Genomic DNA, 18,338 nt, shown 5'->3' with positions numbered 1-18,338 from the left:
GCAAAGCAGCCCCACCCCGAACGATCAAGCGCCCGCTGCGAGCACTGCCGATTCGCCGCGCTCACTCATGAACGCTTCGAGCCGCGAACGCAACCAGCGCTCGGCCGGGTCGTTGTCGACGTGGCTCAACCAGACCATGGACAAGTCCAGGGTCGGCGTCTTGAAGGGGAACGGCTCGGTGAACAATAACCCGGACGCCGCCATGGCCGTGGCGGCGTAGTCCGGCAGGCTGGCGATCAGGTCGGTGCCGGCAAGCAATGCCGGCAAGGCGCTGTATTGCGGCACGGACAACACCACCTGACGCTTGCGCCCGATCTCGGCCAGCCACTCATCGGCGAACCCGCTGACGTTGGCCGTGTGCGACACCAGCACGTGGGGGCGCGCGCAGTACTCGTCCAGGGTCAGCGGGGTGTCCGAGGCGTCGGCGCGCAACACGCTGGGCTGGATATGGCGCAGCAACTTGCGCTTGGCATTGGCCGGCAGGCCACGGGTCTGGCTGATGCCCACGGTGATGTCGCCGGAGGCCAACAGGTCGGGGATGCGCCAGTAATCGACATGCTGGACCACAAACACCACCTGCGGCGCCTCCTGACGCAAGGCTCGCAAGAGCGGCGGTAACAGGCCGAATTCAACATCGTCCGACAGGCCGATGCGAAAGGTCATGGTGCTGCTGGCCGGGTCAAAATCGTGGGTCCGGCTCAGGGCCGCCGACAGCGAATCCAGCGCCGGCGACAAGTACTGAATGATTTCCTCGGCCCGCGCCGTCGGTTCCATCCGGTGGCCAACGCGAATGAACAACGGGTCGTTGAACATCGTACGCAAGCGGTTGAGCGCCGAGCTGATGGTCGGCTGGCCGAGAAACAGCTTCTCGGCGACCCGGGTCACGTTGCGCTCCAGCATCAGCGTCTCGAACACGACCATCAGGTTGATGTCGGTCTTGCGTAGTTCATTGCGATTCATCAGCTGCCCTCGTCCACGTCTGCGGGCAGTGTAGAAAGGCCTGCCGGCTGGCGTCTACAGCCGGGAGCATTGGCATTACTGCACGGTCAGGGCCTTGAGCCCCAGCCCCAATCGCCGATCATCGCCGCCCATGCCCAATGCCTTGGGGCTGATCGCATTCGGCAGCTGCAAACGGATGCGCATCATGCCGTCAGCGGCAATGGCTTGCTGCAACGCCGGGGTGAGGGGGATTTCGATGGGATTGCCATCAGCCTTGATCAGGCGGGCCGACAACGCCTGTACGTTGTTGATGGTGACAATCAGGTCCTGGGTCGGGTGATTGGGCTGCACGAAGACAATCGCGTCGAGGGTCAGGGAATGCACCGGGGCGGACACCCGCAGGGCAATCTCGGCCTCGGTCTGGTTGCTCCAGGTGCCCCACGCTTCCGGCACGGACCAACCGCTGACCAACTGAGTGCTCACCTGATTGAACAGTTGCCGCTCACCCGGCGTGACCGGTGCAAGCAACGCCAGCGGGTTGTCCACGCCCTGCACTGCCAGGCAGTCGGCACACTGTTTCCAGCCCGGCGCCAGGACGATGAAGCCGTCGATTCTGGCGAGCAGGTCAGTCTGGGTATTGATGTGCTGGCCACCCTGCTGCAATGCGCGGGTATCAAGAATGTACAAGGCGTCAGCCGCGTACTGGCCGGAGTCCAGCACTTGCGTGGCCGTGCGGCGCGCCTGTTTCAGCGCCTTGTTACCCATGCGTCCCAGATAGGCTGCGTCGGTTGGCAGACCATGCAGGCTGGCGTAGGTCGCTATCGCACTCCAGCCGGCAGGTTGGTTCTGCGGCTGTAGCGAACGGATCTTCTGGTAGTGCGCCGCCGCACTCGCCCAGAACGGGTCGTGCATCGGCGTCGCCCAGGCCGACGCGGGCGCCATCATCCGGTTGTGGCGCAAGCCGAGCCAGCCGCCACGGGTGTCCAGCACCTGCGCCACCAGCGCCACGGCCAGCAAGCACACGGCCGCACGCGGCGAATTGCCCCGCACCACCAGGAAAAATATCGCAAAGAGAATCACGTAGAACACCGGCCAGAACATCCGCCCCGAGGCGCGGAACACGTTGGCCGCCGAGATCACCACGGAAGGCAGCGGATAGTGGAACTCAAACAGGCCAAAGCCGATCTGGTTCGACATCGCGAAGAGCGTCAGCCCCACCAGCGCCAGCAGCAACATCGGTCGACGGCGCACCGCGGCAACAAAACCGCTGCGCCCCTGCAACAGGATCACCAGTGCGCAAATCGCCAGGAAGATCGCCCCCAACCCCAGAAAATTGAGCCCCTCGTAGTCATCCGGCGCACCGGGAATGTCCTGCAACACGTACGACCAGCCGTTGGAATCAACCAGTGCCGACAGGTTCATCCGGTAAGCGCCAAAACCACCGGAGATGGTCCCGGCGCCAACGCTGAAATACCCGGCCTGCCAACAACAGAGGCCGACCACCCCAAACAGCAGGAGGCCTTCTGTCACGGCAGTACGTCGGGGCAGCTTGCCCAGCAGGTATTTGCCGAACAGGTCGGCCAGCCAGATCAACGCGACCATCGCCAACAGATAGGCATGCACCAGCGCAGTCACTGACAACAACAGGCCCCACACCCCTCGACGCCGTTGCAGTTGCGGATGCAGGGCCAGGTACAGCGCAGCCAGAATCAGGAAGTGCCCGGCCAGGGAAAGGTGCGCGCCCATGCGCAGCATCATCGGTGGGGAAAACAGAAACAGCCCGATACCCAGCATGCGCAGCACGATGCTGTCGGTCACCAGCCCCAGCAACTTCCAGGCAAACCAGGCTTGCATGACGAAACAGGCCAACAGCCAAAACCCGAAATACTGGAACGGCTGAGGCAGCCACGCCGCAAACGGTTTGAACAACAACGCCAGCAACGGATTGGAGTCCGAGAAGATGATCGCGTTGCCCAACTCCATTCCATAGGAGGGGTTCAAGCCAAGGGGAAAGGTCCACGGCGACTGCCGGAAGAAGGCCCAGCCCAGGTAGTGGGTGGCCGGATCGCCGTTTTCCAGCCAGGCAATGTTTTGCGGGTCCAGCACCCTGGGGCCGATCACCATGAAGAAGGCCAATACACCCATCAACACAGGGATCAGGGCAATCGCCCGTTGCTTGCCTGATTCTGTCATCGGTACGTCCGTCAGTTATGCAATACAACCATCACGCCGGGCGCGATTGACCACCCGGCACCACGCGTTCACCGGGCACATCAATGCACGGTCAACGCCCTCAGCCCCATGGCCATCTGACGATCATCAACACTCATGCCCAACTCCTGCGGGCTGGCGGCATCGGCAAACTGCAAACGCATGCGCACATACCCCTGACGCGCGATGGCAGCTTGCGCCTGCGGCGTCAGGACGATCTCAAGGGTGCTCACGTCCGTCTCCGTGAGACGGGTCGACAGCACTGGCACATCATTGAGGCTGATAACCACGCGCTGCTGCGGGTGCATCGCCCCCACCAGCGCCGAGGCCTCCAGCACCAGCGAGTGCACAATGGCGGACGGTCGGAAAATGATTTCCGCCTCGTGTCCCAACGACCAGGTGCCCCACGGTTCGTTGCCCGACCAGCCAGTGGCCAGGGTAACCGTCGCTGGGCTGCCGAGTTCGAACGACTGGCGCTCACCGTGCTTGAACTCGGTAATCAGTTGCAGCGGGTCAATGGCGTTCGCGACTGCCGGGCAGTCGGCGCACTGCTTCCAGCCCGGCGCCAAGACATTCAATCCGTCGATTTTGGCCAGTACATGAGCCGAGCGATCAAGGCTGGCCGCCACTTGCGGCACCAGCCGTTCCTCCAGCACGTAAAGGGTGTTGGCATCATAGATGCCCGACGTGATCGTACGCTGTGCCTCCGCTTGTGCGGCCATCTGCGCCTGATTGTCGACCCGTCCCAGGTACACCGCGTTCGTCGCCAGGCCATGGGTGCCGGCGTAATCCGCCAGCGTCAGCCAATGGGCCGAATAGTTCTGCGGCGAGAGCCAGCGAACGTTCTGATACCGCAACGCCGCCTGCTGCCAGAACGGATCTTTCATCGGGCTTTTCCACTTCGACTCAGGCGAAACCATCAGCAGCTTGCGCGTCAGGTCCCAGCCCACGCGAGAATCGCCGACCTGAATCACCAGCGCCAGCGCCAGCAGGTAAATCGCCGTGCGCGGACGGTGACCGCGAACCACCACGTACAGCACGACGAAGGTCGCCATGTACATCATCGGCCAGATCATCCGCCCCGACGCCCGGAACACGTTCGCCAGGGCCAGTGCCCACTCGGGTAGCGGATAGGTGAATTCGTAGGGACCGACACCAACCTTGTTGGACAGCGAAAACGCCATCAGCCCCACCAGTACCAGCAACAGCATCGGGCGCTTGCGCACCGTGCCCAGTACCTGACGGTCGCCTTGCAGCAGCACGACCAGGGCGCATATGGCCAGGAACATCACCCCCAACCCCAGGAAGGCGAAACCGTCACCGTCGCCCACCACTCCGGGGATGTCCTGCAACACGCAAGACCAGGTGTTCACGTCGATAAAGGACAACATGTTGGCCCGGTACACCCCGAAACCAAACGACATGACCCCACTGCCCACACTGAAGTAACCCGCCTGCCAACAGCACACGCCAACCAGCAGCACCAACAGCAGCCATTCGACTCCCGCCGCTATCGGCGTCAGCTTGCGCTGAAGGGTCCGGCCCAGCAGGTCCCCCATCCAGATCAGCGCCGCCATCGCCAACAGATAGGCATGAATCAGCGCGGCGCTGGTCAGCAACAGCCCCCAATACAGACGTCGCCGGTCGGTACCCGGCCGCAATGCCAGGTACAACGCCGCCAGAATCAGGAAGTGCCCCGCCAACGCCAGGTGCATGCCCATTCGCACAATCATGGCCGGTGAAAACAGGAAGAACCCGACGCCCAGCAGGCGCAATGCGACGTTGCTGGTGAGCAGGCCCATCAACTTCCAGGCAAACCAGGCTTGCAGCACAAAACACGTCAGCAGCCACAGGCCGAAGTACTGGAACGGCTCGGGCAGCCACGCGGAAAACGGTTTGAACAACAGCGCGAACAACGGATTGGAATCGGAAAACACAATCGCATTGCCCAACTCCAGCCCATAACTTGGGTTCAAGCCAAGGGGAAACGACCAGGGGGCGTGCCGAAAGAACACCCAGCCCAGGTAATGGGTCGCCGGGTCGCCGTTATCCAGCCAGGCAATATTCATAGGGTTCAGCGCCCGAGGGCCGACCACGATGAGAAATGCCAGAACGCCCATCAACAGAGGCAACAGTGTGACCGCCAGACGCTTGCCTGCTTGGTTCATCGATACGTCCAGAAGTTATGCAGTACAAAGGTGAATACCGGGAGAGTCAGCGCCACGGCGACAATACCCAGTCGATAGTCGAGCCCGGCGACCTGAGCGATCCAGGCCACCAGCATCGCCAGGAAAAAACCCACGACCGACACCGTGACAAACCGCGCCAGCGTCCGCCCGTGTAAACGGCTGGAGAAACTCCAAGTGGTATTCACCACGTAGGACACCACGGTGGCGACGATGAACGCGACGCCGTTGGCCAGTGGTGGCAATGCCTGCACGTGTTCAATGAACAGCACCGCGACCAGCGCATGGAGTGCCGTGACGGCGATCCCGGTCAGACCGAACCGCAAGGCGCGCCGGATCAGCACCGAGCGCTCGGAGGTGGCCGGCGGGTTCATGCCTGGCAACTCACGCGTTTAGCCCGGCAGCGCGCAGGCGTCATCGTTTTTCCGCCAGGCAGAACACCGTCAGGCCCGCCACGCGATTGGCCCGCATAAAGGGCCGCTCAAGCGTGCACAAGGTGTTCAGCAACGAGTTGACCAGTGGGTGATGTCGCTTGAGTTGCGAGCGCGGTGGCGAAGGTTGCGCGCCTTTGGGCAACAGCCGCAGCCCCGCCGCCAACGGGAACACCAGGCCAAAGTAGTAGGCGCCCTGGCGTACGTGCAAACCGGCATCGCGCACCACCGACTCGAGGTGTTTTAGGGTGTAGCGGCGTTTGTGTTCGAGAAAGTCGTCGTGCCCGCTCCACAGGAACTGGAACGCCGGTACGGTGATCAGGAAACGGCTGCCCACCGGGACTTTGTCGACGTAGGTTTTCAGCAGCCCGACATCGTCATCGACATGCTCGAGTACATCCATCAACAACACCAGATCGGCATCGACCGAGTCAATCGCGCGACGATAGTGCACCGGTTTTCCGGCGGTGGTGGCATCAGAGTCGGCGTCGTAGCTGATGTCCACGCACCAGGCCCGAGACGCGCTGGAGTGGGTCAGCAGGTGATGGGAGAAAAACCCCGAACCGGCGCCGACGTCCAGCAAGGATGTGGCGACATAGCCATCCAGCATACGGATCATGGCGGCGGCTTTGGAACGGTAGTACCAGTGTTGCGCGATACCGTCGCCGAGAATATCGGTTTCCTTGAGATCCATGCTTTAGTCCTTGGCGTTGTAGACCCGGCGTACCAGAAAAACCGGCCGACGCTTCGATTCGATGTAGGTCCTGCCCAAGTATTCGCCCAGCACGCCGATCCCGATCAGTTGCAGGCCACCCAGGAAGGTCACCGCGACCATCAACGAGGCGTAACCCGGCACGTCGATCCCGTGGATGATTGCCCGCAGGATGATGAAGGTGGCAAATGCAAACGATATCAGCGAGACGAACGCCCCGAGGTATGTCCAGATGCGCAAGGGCTCAGTGCTGAAACTGGTGATGCCCTCAAGGGCGAAATTCCATAACCGCCAGCCGTTGAACTTGGTCTCCCCGGCCACCCTGGCAGGTCGGACGTAATCGACGTAGGCCGTACGAAAGCCGACCCAGGCGAACAGGCCTTTCATGAAACGCCGCGATTCGGGCAGGGAGTCCAGCGCATCGACCACGCAGCGGTCCATCAGCCGGAAGTCGCCGACGTTTTCCGGCAACCGCTGTTCGGCAATCTTGTTGTGCAGGCGATAGAACCAATTGGCCGAGACTTGCTTGGCCCAAGAGTCGGAATCACGATTGACCCGCCGCCCGAGCACCACTTCGTAGCCTTCGCGCCAGCGCTCGACCATCTGGAGAATGACCTCCGGCGGGTCTTGAAGGTCGACATCGATCGGCACCACCACCTGCCCCGTGGCCGCTTGCAAGCCAGCGGTCAATGCCGCTTCCTTGCCGAAATTGCGGCTCAGGTCGACGATCCGCACGCGTGGATCGGTCTTCTGTCGTTCAAGCAGCAGCGCAAGCGTGGCATCGGTACTGCCGTCGTTCACGAACACGATGTCGAGCATGATCTGCGGTTCATTGGCGAAGACCGCAGAAATCCGGGCCAGAAACAGATCAACGGTGGCGGCTTCATTGAACACAGGGACAACCAGCGATAGCTGCAGGATGTCTGTCGGATCCATTCCGTGCTGATAAGTCAATTGATTGCTCTTTTTTATTGAGTTTTGACAATCTGCTTGCTCTATCGCCCACGTCCTGCAACCCGCGAGGAAGACTATCCTCGCCAAAAAACGATGACCGGAACGATCAGGCGGTTCGTATTAAGCAGCAGTCACCCAGGCGATGCAAGGGTAAACAAGACGCTGATTCAGCAGGTTTTCAGGCTTTTTCGACGTAGGATCCATTACCTTCCCGGCAAATGAAAAACGCATGGAATCGACTGCCGAAGCACTATGCCGCGTATGCCGTAATACTTTCTAACCATTGGAAACATAAGATTTATAGCCAATTTTTTCCGTACCGCTAACCTGCGCGGGCAGGTCATGGAACCTGTCGTAATTGAGCCATCGCATGGAGCGAGCCGTATGTATTTTGAAATCTACAGACAAACCCGAGGCACCCTGGTCACCGGAAAAGGTCAATGGCGCTGGCGCTTGAGAGCCGCCAACCACGAAACCATTGCCAGCGGTGAGTCCTACGTCAACAAGGCCGATTGCCTGCATGCAATCGGGCTGATCAAAAGCACCGACACCGAGACGCTCGTCAAAGAGATCTAGGCGTACGTTTAACGAAGCGGCTCACCGGCGCGTGAGTCGCTCCAGCCACAGCCTTCGGGCAACCGGCAAAAACGCCCTTCTCAGGTAACTTTTCCTACCCGTCTCGCCCCATCCTGACTCGACCTCTATATGATTCGCCCTCTGGAAAATCACATGGAAGATGCAGGATGCCGTTCAAACACTGGAAGTCACTGGGTTTAGCCTTACTGACGTTCACATCTCCCCTCCTCACCCACGCAGAAACCCGCCCTGCTCACCCGACGGTGATCATCGGCATGGACACCGACGCCAGCTACGTCGCAAAAGGGCCCTCGATTCAGGGCGTGCCTCAGGCAGAGCTGCGTCGCGCCGTGTTGTTGCAGCTCTCCAACCCGCATGCCTGCGGGAGCGACGAGGTCTACCTCACCCCTGAATCGGTGGGCGTTCCCAATGAGTCTTTTGGCCGGCTCCTGGATGAAGTCCAGCAACTGATCGACGATGAAACCCCGCTGCTGCTCACGCTGTCCGCCTGCGACGGCAAGCGCGCCTTCTTCGAGAAAGTCAGAGCCTGTACACCAGAAGAGTGCGCCGAGCTGACGGCCACACTGGTCGACGGCAAGCAGTACCTCGACGAGCAATACCAGGCGACTGGCAGAAGCCAGGCGACGTACTTCATCGCGATGCCCATGCCTTACGACAAAAAGCTCAAGGCCTGGCACGCCAAGGTCTTTTACGTTGAATCGAAAACCCTGCGCCGGGACTACTTCGTCGACGCCAAGGATTTCGTTTCCGGCAAGCCTGTCTACGGCTCAAAAACCTACTACCCGAACGGAAAGCTCGGTCAGAGTTTTCAGAACGACGTCCACGGCAAACGTCAGGGCGAAGTGGTCACCTATTCCGAGACCGGTATCGTCACCCAGCGTGCGACCTACCTGAACGATGAACTCGAAGGCCTGCAAACCACCTACCACGACAACGGCAAAGTCGAAGAAGCCTACACACTTCACGACGGCAAGCGGGTGGACGGCGAGTCCCTGACCTACGACGAAGACGGCAAGCTCGCCGAGCGCACCCCGTACCGTAATGGCGTAATCGATGGCCCCTACACGGCGTACTACCCGAGCGGAAAACTGCGGCACAGCAGCACATTCGTTGCAGGTGATGCTCAGGGACCGGCGATCACCTACTTTGAGGACGGTTCCGTCCAGACTGAACGCCAAAACGTCAACGGCCACCCGGATGGCTGGTTGATCACCTATTACGCTGGTGGAAAAGTCGCAGAGAAAGAGTTCTACGAGCATGAAAAGCAACGCAGTCTCGCTCGCTGGAACGAACAAGGCGTCCAGACCCTGCAATCCCAATGGGACGAACAACGCCGCGAGCAAGGCGACTTCAAGCAGTGGTATGGCAACGGCCAGCTCAAGGAGCACACGGCCTACAAGGATGGAAAAATCATCGGTGAGGCAAGCAGCTGGTACGAAAACGGCCAGCTCAAAGAGCAGAAGATCTACAAGGATGGGCAGCGCCAGGGTGAATCTCGCGACTGGTATGAAAGCGGCCAGTTGAACGCATCTGCCCACTACGTCGACGACCAGCGGGACGGCAAGACCCAGTACTGGGACATGGAAGGCAAGCTGTCCAGCGAGTGCACCTACAAGGCCGGCGAGCGGATTGGCGACTGCACTCAGCTTTAAACCGTTTTTTTTGGATCGCCCGCCTGCGCAATTCCGCGTTCGGGCGATCACCGACAGGGAAGCAGCACGATGTACTTGAAACACTGGAAGATGTACCTGGCCATCACCGCCTCCGGGCTGGCCGTATTGCCGGGCACGGCGGCGGCCAGCAGCACGCTGAACGCCTATTTCACTGAAGTCGACAGCAAAGTGACGAACCTGCCTGAAGTGGCGCCGGTCCCGTTGATCCTGATGACGCTCTCCACACCCAATGCCTGTGGCAACAATCAGGCCTACCTGACGCCAGAGGCCATCGAAGTCCCGGTTGAAGCGTTCTCGGAAGCACCGCAGAAACTCCGGCAAACCATCGACGAGCGAAGAACCTTCGTGTTGACGCTGTCGGACTGCAACGGCCACCCACCCGTGATCACCCACGTGGAACTGTGCACCCCGCAAGCGTGCCCTGAGTTCCTCGCCCAACCGGTGGACGGAAAACTCTACCTGAGCGAAAACTACCTGCCGGTCGACGCCGACGAGGGCGAAAACGTACTGAATGTACCGATGCCCTACGACAAGGCCCACAAGGCCTGGAAGGTCAAGATCTACAACCTGCGCAGCGGTAAATTGCGCCTGGAAGGCTACGTCGACAACGAAGACTATGCCAAAGGCAAACTGGTCTATCCGTACAAAGTCCTGCGCAACAACGGCAAGGTCGGCTACAGCAGCGAACTCGACGCCGATGGCCTGACCGATGGCAAAAGCATCGACTACCACGAGAACGGCAAGGTCCAGAAAACCCTGGTCTACCGCAAAGGCAAGATGGTCGACGGCGAATACGCTTCCTACGACGAAAACGGCAAAGTCACCGAACGCGTCAGCTACCGCAATGGCGTGATGGACGGGCCTTACCGTATGTACTATCCGAGCGGAAAACTGCAGCACAGCAGCACGTTCGTTGCAGGCAAAGCCGAGGGCGCATCGACCTCCTGGTTTGAGAACGGTGCGGTACAGACCGAACGCCATAACGTGAACAGCAGCCCTGACGGTTGGGTAGTCACCTACTACGCCAATGGAAAAGTAGAAGCGAAAACCTTGTTCGAAAAAGAGACTCAGCGCAGCGACTTGCTCTGGAACGAACAAGGCGTACAAGTCAGTCAGTCGCAGTGGGACGAACAACACCGCGAGCAAGGCGAGTTCAAGCTGTGGCACGACAACGGCCAGCTCAAGGACCTCCGGGTCTACAAGGACGGCAAGCTTCAGGGCGCCGCGCGTTCCTGGTTTGAAAACGGCCAGATGCAATCTTCAACCGACTACGTCGACGGCCGCGAACAGGGCTGGATGCGCTTCTGGAAGGAAGATGGCAGCCTGAGCAGCGAATGCCAGTATCAGGCCGGTATCCAGCAAGGAAAATGCACGTAAGACCCGGCTGATTCACCCCCGGGAAACGACGCCACACGTCGTTTCCCGGGTGCACGTCCCCCGCCCTAGAGCGCGCTCATCTCCCGGTTTTAGACATCCCTGCGTCACGTGACCCTGTCAGCGCACCCTCCCCAGGCGCGTCAAGTGTGGTCCATGTGCTTGTAAGTACTCAGAAAACCTTTCCTCTTTTTTTGAAAAGCCTTTGTCGGTTTCTTCGTTTCATTCGGGCTAGCTCTTGAAACCAATTGATAAGCATTCGTAAAAGGAGTATTTCAGGATGCCGAAGACGCCGTCACCCTGCCCATCCACCCTATGCCTGGCGCTGCGTAACAGTCTGCTTTGTGGCGCGCTGGTGTCGCTTCCGTGGGCGTTACCGGGCGTGGCGCACGCCGCACCCGGTATTCAGGTGGTTCGTCAGTACGACATCCCCTCTGGCACGCTGGACCAAGCGCTCAACCAGTTCGCCAACGTTGCCGGGCTGTTGCTGGCCGTGGACGCCCGACTCACTGCCAGTAAGCCGTCGCCGGGTTTGCAGGGCCAGTATTCGCCAGCCAAGGCCTTGCGCCAGTTGTTGATGGGCAGCGGTCTGGTTGCCCATATCGACGACGAGGGCCAGGTGCACATCGAAAAACAACCTCAGAACCCCGGCACTCTGGAACTCAATGCCACCAACGTCGTCGGCGAAGCAGAGTCCGATGCGCTCAAAGACTTCAACGCCCCGCGATCCACCGTGAGCCGAAACCTCGAACAGCTGGAGCGTTTTCGTGGACGCTCCAACGCGGACATGCTGGCCGGTATTGCCGGTGTACACACGTCCGACGGGCGCAATGGCGGCGGTATGGAGGTCAACATCCGGGGTATCCAGGGCCAGGGCCGGGTGCCGATCAAAGTCGACGGCAGCCAACAATCGCTGGATGTCTATCGCGGTTACGCGGGCACCGCGCAGCGCGCCTATGTTGACCCGGACCTGATCAGCAGTGTCACGGTAAACAAGGGACCGAGCCTGGGCGCGGCGGCGGCCGGGGCCATCGGCGGCTCGGTAGAGATGCAGACGCTGACGGTCCAGGACATCCTCAAACCCGGTGAAACCAGCGGTTTTCGCGTACGCGGGTCGCTGTCCGACAACAGCACCAGCGATATCCCGGACCAGTATCAGGTCCACCCGCGCACTGACCGCAATGACCTGCTCAATCCTCACGATTGGTCGCGCAGCCTGGCCTACGCCCACAAGGGCGAGCGTTTCGACGTGGTGGCCGCTTACGCCGAGCGCAGCAGCAACAACTACTTTGCCGGAGATCATGGCCGCGAGCGCTACGACACCTCGGCCATCAGCGGCGGCGGCCTGGTGGATGCCAATACCGTGGCGCGCAACTATTACGAAGGCGAGGAAGTGCTGAACTCCGGCACCCATAACACCTCATACCTGCTCAAAGGTACGCTTTACCGCGACAACGGCCTGGAGCTAGGGCTGGGTTATCGCTACCTGGATTCAAGTTTCGGCGAAATCATGCCTTCGCAGATCGGCCGCACCGGGCCGAGCGTCACCTGGCCCCTGGGTGATTTCAAGAAAGACATCGACCGCTACGACCAGGGCCTGGTGGATGGAGGCCAGCCCCGAGTACTACCAGCGTTGCTCAGCCGTGCCCGCAGCAGTGCCGGATGGCAACAACATGTGGGATGCGTCCGGTTGCTTCGTACGCGAAATTCTCGATCCGGTGGAGGACTACACCAACGCCAACCGGATGATTCAGTTCAAACCCGGCAATATCAAACTGCATACCCTCACCAGCGACTTCAAATGGCGCCCCGAAGACGACACGCTGGCACGCTATGTCGACCTGAACGGCCACCTGTGGGCCACTTTCGCCCGCAGCATCATGTACAACAACACCGGTTTCCATGCGCCTCAACGCGGCCAGGGCTACCAGGACGAGCAAAGCGAAAAGTACCGCTCCGCGCTCAAGTCGGACCTGAGTAACCTCAAGGTCGGAGCCGACCTGACCAACATCAACCGCTTCGACACCCGTGGCGGCGATTTCACCCTGACCTATGGCACGTCCTACCTGTACGAAACCATCGATCCGACCCGTGCGCCCTATCAGGACGATCGGCAAAACAATCGTGTGGAGCGCGACGCCAACCGTCACGAGTACAGCCTGAGCACCTCGCTGGACTACCAGCCCATCCAGGACCTGACGTTCACCCTCGGCGGGCGCTACAGCGGCTACCGCATTCGCGACCGCAATCGACAAGCCATCATCGAATCACGCCCGGATTCATTGCCGGCTTATCCCTGGACACCCTGGACCCGCGAGTTCACAGGTTTTGCACCGAACACCGAACTGTCCGGCCACGGCTTCGCACCGGCCTACAGCGTCAGCTACACCTTCAGCGAACACCTGATGAGCTACGCGTCCTACACCCAGGGTTTGCGCATGCCGTCACTGTTCGAAACCACCATGGGCAACTGGACCGCCATCCCCAACAACGACTTGCGGCCTGAACGAATGAAAACCTTCGAAGTGGGGACCGCGCTCAAGGGCAACAACTTGCTGTTCAGCAATGACCAGGGTGCAATCAAACTGGCGTACTTTCGCAACACCATCGACAACATGATCACGCGCAATTATCGCTACAACAAAAATGCGCCCGCCGGTTTTGGTGGTGAGTTGAACATCCGCAACGTCGACAGCTTCACCACCCAGGGCTTTGAACTGACCAGCAGCTACGACAGCCAGTGGGTGTTCGCCGACGTGTCTTATGTTTACAACACCAAGGCTGAAACCTGCGACAGCGCCTTCGCCCAGGCTCTGCGCGATGGCGGCAAGGCACAAACTCCCGATTGCACGCCTGGCGGCTTCCAGGGTTCCTACACCAACACCCAGAACCCGCCGCGCTATACCGTCAACATGGTGCTGGGCGCCAAGGCGTTCGAGCAAAAACTGGCCACCGGCATACGCATGCTCTACAACAGCGGCCCGATGTACGTGCTGGACAAATCCTGGCAGGTCGGCGCAACCACCCCGCAGCAGCATTATCTGTCCACGCGGATCTACGACTACTTCGCCGACTACCAGATCAACGATGAACTGAAGGTCAGCTTCAATATTTACAACCTGACCGACCAGTACTACCTGGACCCGATGTCGCAAAGCATGATGCCGGCACCGGGCAGGACATCGAGCCTCTCGGCCTCGCTGAAGTTCTGAAGCACCGCCGTTTGCCGATCGGCAGGCGCAGTGCTTGCCCCACGAAAAAGCCCCCGTCATCACACCTGATCACGGGGGCTTGTCGTTAGTGCCTGTCGCGTTGTTCACCAGCGCCCCGGAGCACGCCGGACGGGCCTTGCATCAACAGGGTGCCTCGGTCTCGGCACCCTCTTCGTCAAAGCGTGCGTACCAGCGCCGGGAACTGTCTTTTCCGAAACTCGCCCCATAAGGCGAATGGCCGTGAAGTTGAACAGGACTCGAACTGCGTAGCGGTTTCACTCCCTTGCTGACCGTCACGTAGGCGGCGGGAAGTCCATCAGCAAGTGCCCCGAGTTGCGGGTAGTCACCTGCACGGATAATCAGCCCCTTGTCGTACCTGACCACGTCGATATCACTCCGGGAGCCCTGCAATTGGCGCACGGCGGTTTCACCGCCCAGACGCTCGACGAAGGTATCCGAGAGGATGGTGTACCAGTTTGCACCTTTGATCTGGTCAACCAAATGCATGGAGAGCCTGTGCGGCATGGAGTCGACCTCCAGCCCTGAAAACTGTTGAGCCAGCTCACACTCGATATGCGTGTAGGGATCGAAATAAAACGGCAGGATTGTCGACAGCCCACCATAGCCATGGTCCGCGCAGACCTGATTGCACAGGTAAACCAGCCAGTCACGATAACGAGCCATACCCTCTGCTGCCTCGAGAAACGTCCAGGGCAACACAAGCTTGATAAACGAACGCGTCGAGTCACCGTGCAGCTCTTGTGAGCTCAGGACGGCAAGACCGTAGGTCTCGGCCTCCTTGTCGTCAATTGCACTGGAGATCTGCCACTCATACTGATTATGGGGGCCGGTCTTCAGGATCTTGTCACGGCTCTTCTTGAAACTGTCGGGCGTCAGCTTGCTGTGTCTTTCCCCCCATTGTGCCTTGAGCTCTGAGCCGAACTCGCTGTAGAAGCGATCAAAGCACTCCATGACTTTTTGCTTGATTTGGGTCGTGTACCCTTCTTTGAAGTACAGGGTCGCAATCAAACCCAACTTCACTACCGGGGTCCCGTCCGGCAATTCAAAGGCCAGATCCGGGGCACGCTCTACGAGTTGTTCCAATCCCTTCATAACGACTCTTCCTTAACGCGCGATCCCACCAACACCGCCCGAAATACTGAGAGAAAGCGACACGCAAAGCCTTCTTCACATTTCCCGCCCATGCAAAAAGCCCCGAGGCGGTTAAGCGCTCGGGGCTTTTCTATGTATGGCGGAGAGATAGGGATTCGAACCCTAGGTACTGTCGCCAGTACAACGGATTTCGAATCCGTCCCATTCGGCCACTCTGGCATCTCTCCAACGGCGCGCATCATAACAGCACATTCACAGGAAGCAAACCCTCAAGTGAAATTTTTTCCGTGCTATCAGATGCTTGCGTCGATTACAGCGGTACGCCGAGGCGGTTGGCGACTTCTTCGTAGGCTTCGATGACGTCACCGAGGCCCTGACGGAAGCGGTCCTTGTCCATTTTCTTGCCGGTAGCCTTGTCCCACAGACGGCAGCCGTCCGGGCTGAATTCGTCGCCCAGGACGATGGTGCCATCGTGGAACACGCCGAATTCAAGCTTGAAGTCGACCAGCAGCAGGGCCGGCGTCGTCGAACAGCTTGCTCAACACTTCGTTGACCTTGAGCGACAGTTCTTTCATGCGAACCAGTTGCTCAGCGGTGCCCCAACCGAATGCCACGACGTGGGATTCGTTGATGAACGGGTCGCCCTTGGCGTCGTCCTTGAGGAACAGTTCGAAGGTGTAAGGGTTGAGTTTCATGCCTTCTTCAACGCCCAGGCGCTTGACCAGGCTGCCGGCGGCGTAGTTACGCACGACGCACTCGACCGGGATCATGTCGAGCTTCTTCACCAGGCACTCGTTGTCGCCCAGCAGCTTGTCGAATTGAGTCGGCACGCCGGCTGCTTCGAGTTTCTGCATGATGAAGGCGTTGAACTTGTTGTTCACCATGCCTTTGCGGTCGAGCTGCTCGATGCGCTTGCCGTCGAACGCCGAGGTGTCGTTGCGAAACAGCAGGATCAAGCGGTCAGCGTCATCGGTCTTGTAAACCGACTTGGCTTTGCCGCGGTAGAGTTCTTCACGTTTTTCCATGATGGGCTCCGCTTGCTAAGTAGATGGGCTAGGCGATATCTCGCCAGTCGAGCCCTGAATCTTGATCGGCCAGTTGCAGCCAGTCCGGGTCGCACCCGAGGGTGTCGACAAAACATTGCCGGGCCAGCTGCGGCAGGTTGTTCTTGCTGCTCAGGTGGGCCAGTACCAGGTGTTGCAGGTCTTGCCAGCCCAACTCGGCCACCAGGCTTGCGGCCTGATGGTTGTTCAAATGTCCCAGTTCACCGCCCACCCGCTGTTTGAGAAAGGATGGGTAGTGGCCTCTGGCGAGCCTGTCACGGCAATGGTTGGCCTCGATCATCAACGCATCGAGGTTGCGATACCCCTCCAGCACCGTGGCGCAATACGAGCCCAGGTCCGTCAGCAGGCCGAAGCGCCGCCGACCATCGCTGAAGACGTACTGCGTCGGTTCCTGCGCATCATGGGCCACCGCGATGACGCTGATGCTCAGGCTGCCGATCTGCAATTGCTCACCGCCAGCCAGAAGGCCTGCCGGCTCAACCGGTTTGCGCATCCCGCGCAGGGTGCCGCGACTCAGGTAGACAGGAAGATTGTAGCGCCGAGACAGCAAACCCACGCCATGCACGTGGTCGGCATGCTCGTGGGTCACCAGTATCGCGCTCAGTTGCGTCGGGCTGACACCCAGGCGCAACAGGCGTTTTTCGGTTTCACGCAGGGAGAAACCACAATCAACCAGTACAACCGTGTCGTCGCTGGCTATCAGCGTGCCGTTCCCTTGGCTACCGCTGCCGAGAACGGCAAAACGCATCGAATCAGCCCAGGTTGTCCTGAATCACGCCCAACACTTTGCGGGCCACATCGGCCGGTGCAACGGTGTTGATGTTTTTCTCGACGGTGACCTGGACGTTTTCACCCACCTTGCTCAGGCGAACCTGATAACGCTCGGCACGGGCTTCAACTTCTTCCTTCGCAGGCTTGCTGCCGAACAACTTGCCCAGGAAACCCGGCTCGTCGTTTTTCTTCTCGGCTTTTTCCGCGAGGTTGATGTAGTACAGGCCCAGGCTGCGGTTGATGTCTTCAACGCGCCACTCACCCTGCTCCAGCGCACGGCCGACACTCGACCACGCACGGTCCAGGTCGGAACCGACGTTGAGCACCGGGTTGCCGCTGCCGTCTTCGCTCAGGCTGACGCGGTTCGGGGTGTCGAAATCACGGGAGGCCAGCATGGAGACAGAACCGCCCTTCTCCGAAGTACGGCTCATGCTCGCGAGCATGTCATCGACCAGTGCAGCGTCCAGGCCAGTGTTGACCGAACGGTTGGTGAAGGCGACGTCGGCAGTGCTGCCGGCAGGACGCTCGGCGCTGACCACGTAGACTTCACTGGTATTGCGCTGCACGCCTGGCTCGATGCGCACCCGTACGCGGGTCTCGCTATCGGACGCCACGCCAGCAGAAGTCAGACGCTTGGCGACTGCCGCCGACAACTCGTCAGGACGCTGCCAGGACGTTGTGAACTCGCCGGTTTGCGGGCGCTGTTCATCCAGACGGAAACCGTTGTCCTGGAAGAACTGCACGGCCACGGGCCAGACTTCGGCCGGAGGGTGCTGCGCCATGACCCAGCGCGAGTCGCCGCTCTTTTGCAGGCTGTAGTCACTGGCATCGGCCAGCGCCGACAGTGGCTGCGGACGCGGCACTTCGTATTCACCCTTGACGGTGTCGTCTGCCACGTTACGCGGGATCGGCAACAACGGGTCCAGACGCTTGGAGGTGCTGACGTCCGGCGGCAGTTGCATCGGTGCAGTCTGTTGCGCTTCCAGGTAATCGCTACCACGGTCACGGAAATAACCTTCCGGGCCCCAGACCCATCCGCAGCCACTGGTGCTGGAGATAATCAAGGCAAGTGCGGAAAGTCCGGCCATTCGCTTCATGCGT

Annotated in this window: 13 protein-coding genes, 1 tRNA gene and 2 pseudogenes; 5 read left to right on the top strand and 11 right to left on the bottom strand. The window is 60.0% G+C overall.

Features of this window, described 5'->3' with window-relative positions; genetic code table 11:
• Positions 1 to 24: 24 nt before the first annotated feature.
• From AABM54_RS07290 to AABM54_RS07265, 6 genes are all read right to left on the bottom strand, one after another.
• On the bottom strand, positions 25 to 960 hold the full coding sequence (locus AABM54_RS07290; RefSeq protein WP_347904604.1) for a LysR substrate-binding domain-containing protein: 936 nt from the start codon (positions 958 to 960) through the stop codon (positions 25 to 27).
• 75 nt (positions 961 to 1,035) lie between these two features.
• Entirely contained in the window at positions 1,036 to 3,132 is a 2,097-nt protein-coding gene (locus AABM54_RS07285; protein ID WP_347904603.1) for a DUF6311 domain-containing protein, read from the bottom strand.
• An 80-nt stretch (positions 3,133 to 3,212) separates the two neighbouring features.
• Entirely contained in the window at positions 3,213 to 5,318 is a 2,106-nt protein-coding gene (locus tag AABM54_RS07280; RefSeq protein WP_347904602.1) for a DUF6311 domain-containing protein, read from the bottom strand.
• Complete coding sequence (locus AABM54_RS07275) at positions 5,315 to 5,710, bottom strand: GtrA family protein (protein WP_347904601.1); 396 nt, start codon at positions 5,708 to 5,710, stop codon at positions 5,315 to 5,317. Before AABM54_RS07275 ends, AABM54_RS07280 begins: the two co-directional genes overlap by 4 nt.
• Positions 5,711 to 5,750: 40 nt before the next feature.
• Positions 5,751 to 6,461, bottom strand: coding sequence for a methyltransferase domain-containing protein (locus AABM54_RS07270; RefSeq protein ID WP_347904600.1), 711 nt, complete (start codon positions 6,459 to 6,461; stop codon positions 5,751 to 5,753).
• Positions 6,462 to 6,464: 3 nt separating this feature from the next.
• Positions 6,465 to 7,415: a glycosyltransferase family 2 protein gene (locus AABM54_RS07265; protein ID WP_347904599.1), complete on the bottom strand. Its 951-nt coding sequence runs from the start codon at positions 7,413 to 7,415 to the stop codon at positions 6,465 to 6,467.
• 402 nt (positions 7,416 to 7,817) lie between these two features.
• On the opposite strand from AABM54_RS07265, the gene AABM54_RS07260 reads away from it, so the two are divergent.
• The 5 genes and pseudogenes from AABM54_RS07260 (at position 7,818) to AABM54_RS07240 (ending at position 14,289) form a co-directional block, all read left to right on the top strand.
• Entirely contained in the window at positions 7,818 to 8,009 is a 192-nt protein-coding gene (locus tag AABM54_RS07260) for a DUF1508 domain-containing protein (RefSeq protein WP_347904598.1), read from the top strand.
• A 167-nt stretch (positions 8,010 to 8,176) separates the two neighbouring features.
• A complete protein-coding gene (locus tag AABM54_RS07255) occupies positions 8,177 to 9,682 on the top strand; it encodes a toxin-antitoxin system YwqK family antitoxin (protein ID WP_347904597.1) in 1,506 nt (501 codons plus the stop codon).
• Positions 9,683 to 9,751: 69 nt separating this feature from the next.
• Entirely contained in the window at positions 9,752 to 11,080 is a 1,329-nt protein-coding gene (locus tag AABM54_RS07250) for a toxin-antitoxin system YwqK family antitoxin (protein ID WP_347904596.1), read from the top strand.
• 277 nt (positions 11,081 to 11,357) lie between these two features.
• A pseudogene (locus AABM54_RS07245) lies at positions 11,358 to 12,104 on the top strand (TonB-dependent receptor plug domain-containing protein); the annotation flags it as partial.
• A 577-nt stretch (positions 12,105 to 12,681) separates the two neighbouring features.
• Entirely contained in the window at positions 12,682 to 14,289 is a 1,608-nt protein-coding gene (locus AABM54_RS07240; protein ID WP_347904595.1) for a TonB-dependent receptor, read from the top strand.
• A 141-nt stretch (positions 14,290 to 14,430) separates the two neighbouring features.
• On the opposite strand, the gene AABM54_RS07235 is transcribed toward AABM54_RS07240, so the two are convergent.
• The 5 genes and pseudogenes from AABM54_RS07235 to bamC all read right to left on the bottom strand — a co-directional run bounded on the left by AABM54_RS07235 (position 14,431) and on the right by bamC (position 18,334).
• Positions 14,431 to 15,402, bottom strand: coding sequence for a type VI immunity family protein (locus tag AABM54_RS07235; RefSeq protein ID WP_347904594.1), 972 nt, complete (start codon positions 15,400 to 15,402; stop codon positions 14,431 to 14,433).
• A 137-nt stretch (positions 15,403 to 15,539) separates the two neighbouring features.
• A tRNA-Ser gene (locus AABM54_RS07230) sits at positions 15,540 to 15,629 on the bottom strand.
• An 83-nt stretch (positions 15,630 to 15,712) separates the two neighbouring features.
• Positions 15,713 to 16,427 (bottom strand): annotated as a pseudogene (purC, locus tag AABM54_RS07225) (phosphoribosylaminoimidazolesuccinocarboxamide synthase).
• A 28-nt stretch (positions 16,428 to 16,455) separates the two neighbouring features.
• Positions 16,456 to 17,214, bottom strand: coding sequence for an MBL fold metallo-hydrolase (locus tag AABM54_RS07220; protein WP_347904593.1), 759 nt, complete (start codon positions 17,212 to 17,214; stop codon positions 16,456 to 16,458).
• Between the two features lie 4 nt (positions 17,215 to 17,218).
• On the bottom strand, positions 17,219 to 18,334 hold the full coding sequence (bamC, locus tag AABM54_RS07215; RefSeq protein WP_347904592.1) for an outer membrane protein assembly factor BamC: 1,116 nt from the start codon (positions 18,332 to 18,334) through the stop codon (positions 17,219 to 17,221).
• Between the last annotated feature and the right edge of the window lie 4 nt (positions 18,335 to 18,338).

Source organism: Pseudomonas purpurea (assembly GCF_039908635.1).
GTDB classification, from domain to species: Bacteria; Pseudomonadota; Gammaproteobacteria; order Pseudomonadales; family Pseudomonadaceae; genus Aquipseudomonas; species Aquipseudomonas purpurea.
The sequence above is the reverse complement of the archived record's forward strand: the minus strand, read 5'-3'. Positions and strand labels throughout refer to the sequence as shown.

Coding starts and splice junctions, on each gene's coding strand:
- AABM54_RS07290 (WP_347904604.1), bottom strand. CDS start 960: ATGAATCGCAATGAACTACGCAAGACCGACATCAACCTGATGGTCGTG.
- AABM54_RS07285 (WP_347904603.1), bottom strand. CDS start 3,132: ATGACAGAATCAGGCAAGCAACGGGCGATTGCCCTGATCCCTGTGTTG.
- AABM54_RS07280 (WP_347904602.1), bottom strand. CDS start 5,318: ATGAACCAAGCAGGCAAGCGTCTGGCGGTCACACTGTTGCCTCTGTTG.
- AABM54_RS07275 (WP_347904601.1), bottom strand. CDS start 5,710: ATGAACCCGCCGGCCACCTCCGAGCGCTCGGTGCTGATCCGGCGCGCC.
- AABM54_RS07270 (WP_347904600.1), bottom strand. CDS start 6,461: ATGGATCTCAAGGAAACCGATATTCTCGGCGACGGTATCGCGCAACAC.
- AABM54_RS07265 (WP_347904599.1), bottom strand. CDS start 7,415: ATGGATCCGACAGACATCCTGCAGCTATCGCTGGTTGTCCCTGTGTTC.
- AABM54_RS07260 (WP_347904598.1), top strand. CDS start 7,818: ATGTATTTTGAAATCTACAGACAAACCCGAGGCACCCTGGTCACCGGA.
- AABM54_RS07255 (WP_347904597.1), top strand. CDS start 8,177: ATGCCGTTCAAACACTGGAAGTCACTGGGTTTAGCCTTACTGACGTTC.
- AABM54_RS07250 (WP_347904596.1), top strand. CDS start 9,752: ATGTACTTGAAACACTGGAAGATGTACCTGGCCATCACCGCCTCCGGG.
- AABM54_RS07240 (WP_347904595.1), top strand. CDS start 12,682: ATGGAGGCCAGCCCCGAGTACTACCAGCGTTGCTCAGCCGTGCCCGCA.
- AABM54_RS07235 (WP_347904594.1), bottom strand. CDS start 15,402: ATGAAGGGATTGGAACAACTCGTAGAGCGTGCCCCGGATCTGGCCTTT.
- AABM54_RS07220 (WP_347904593.1), bottom strand. CDS start 17,214: ATGCGTTTTGCCGTTCTCGGCAGCGGTAGCCAAGGGAACGGCACGCTG.
- bamC (WP_347904592.1), bottom strand. CDS start 18,334: ATGAAGCGAATGGCCGGACTTTCCGCACTTGCCTTGATTATCTCCAGC.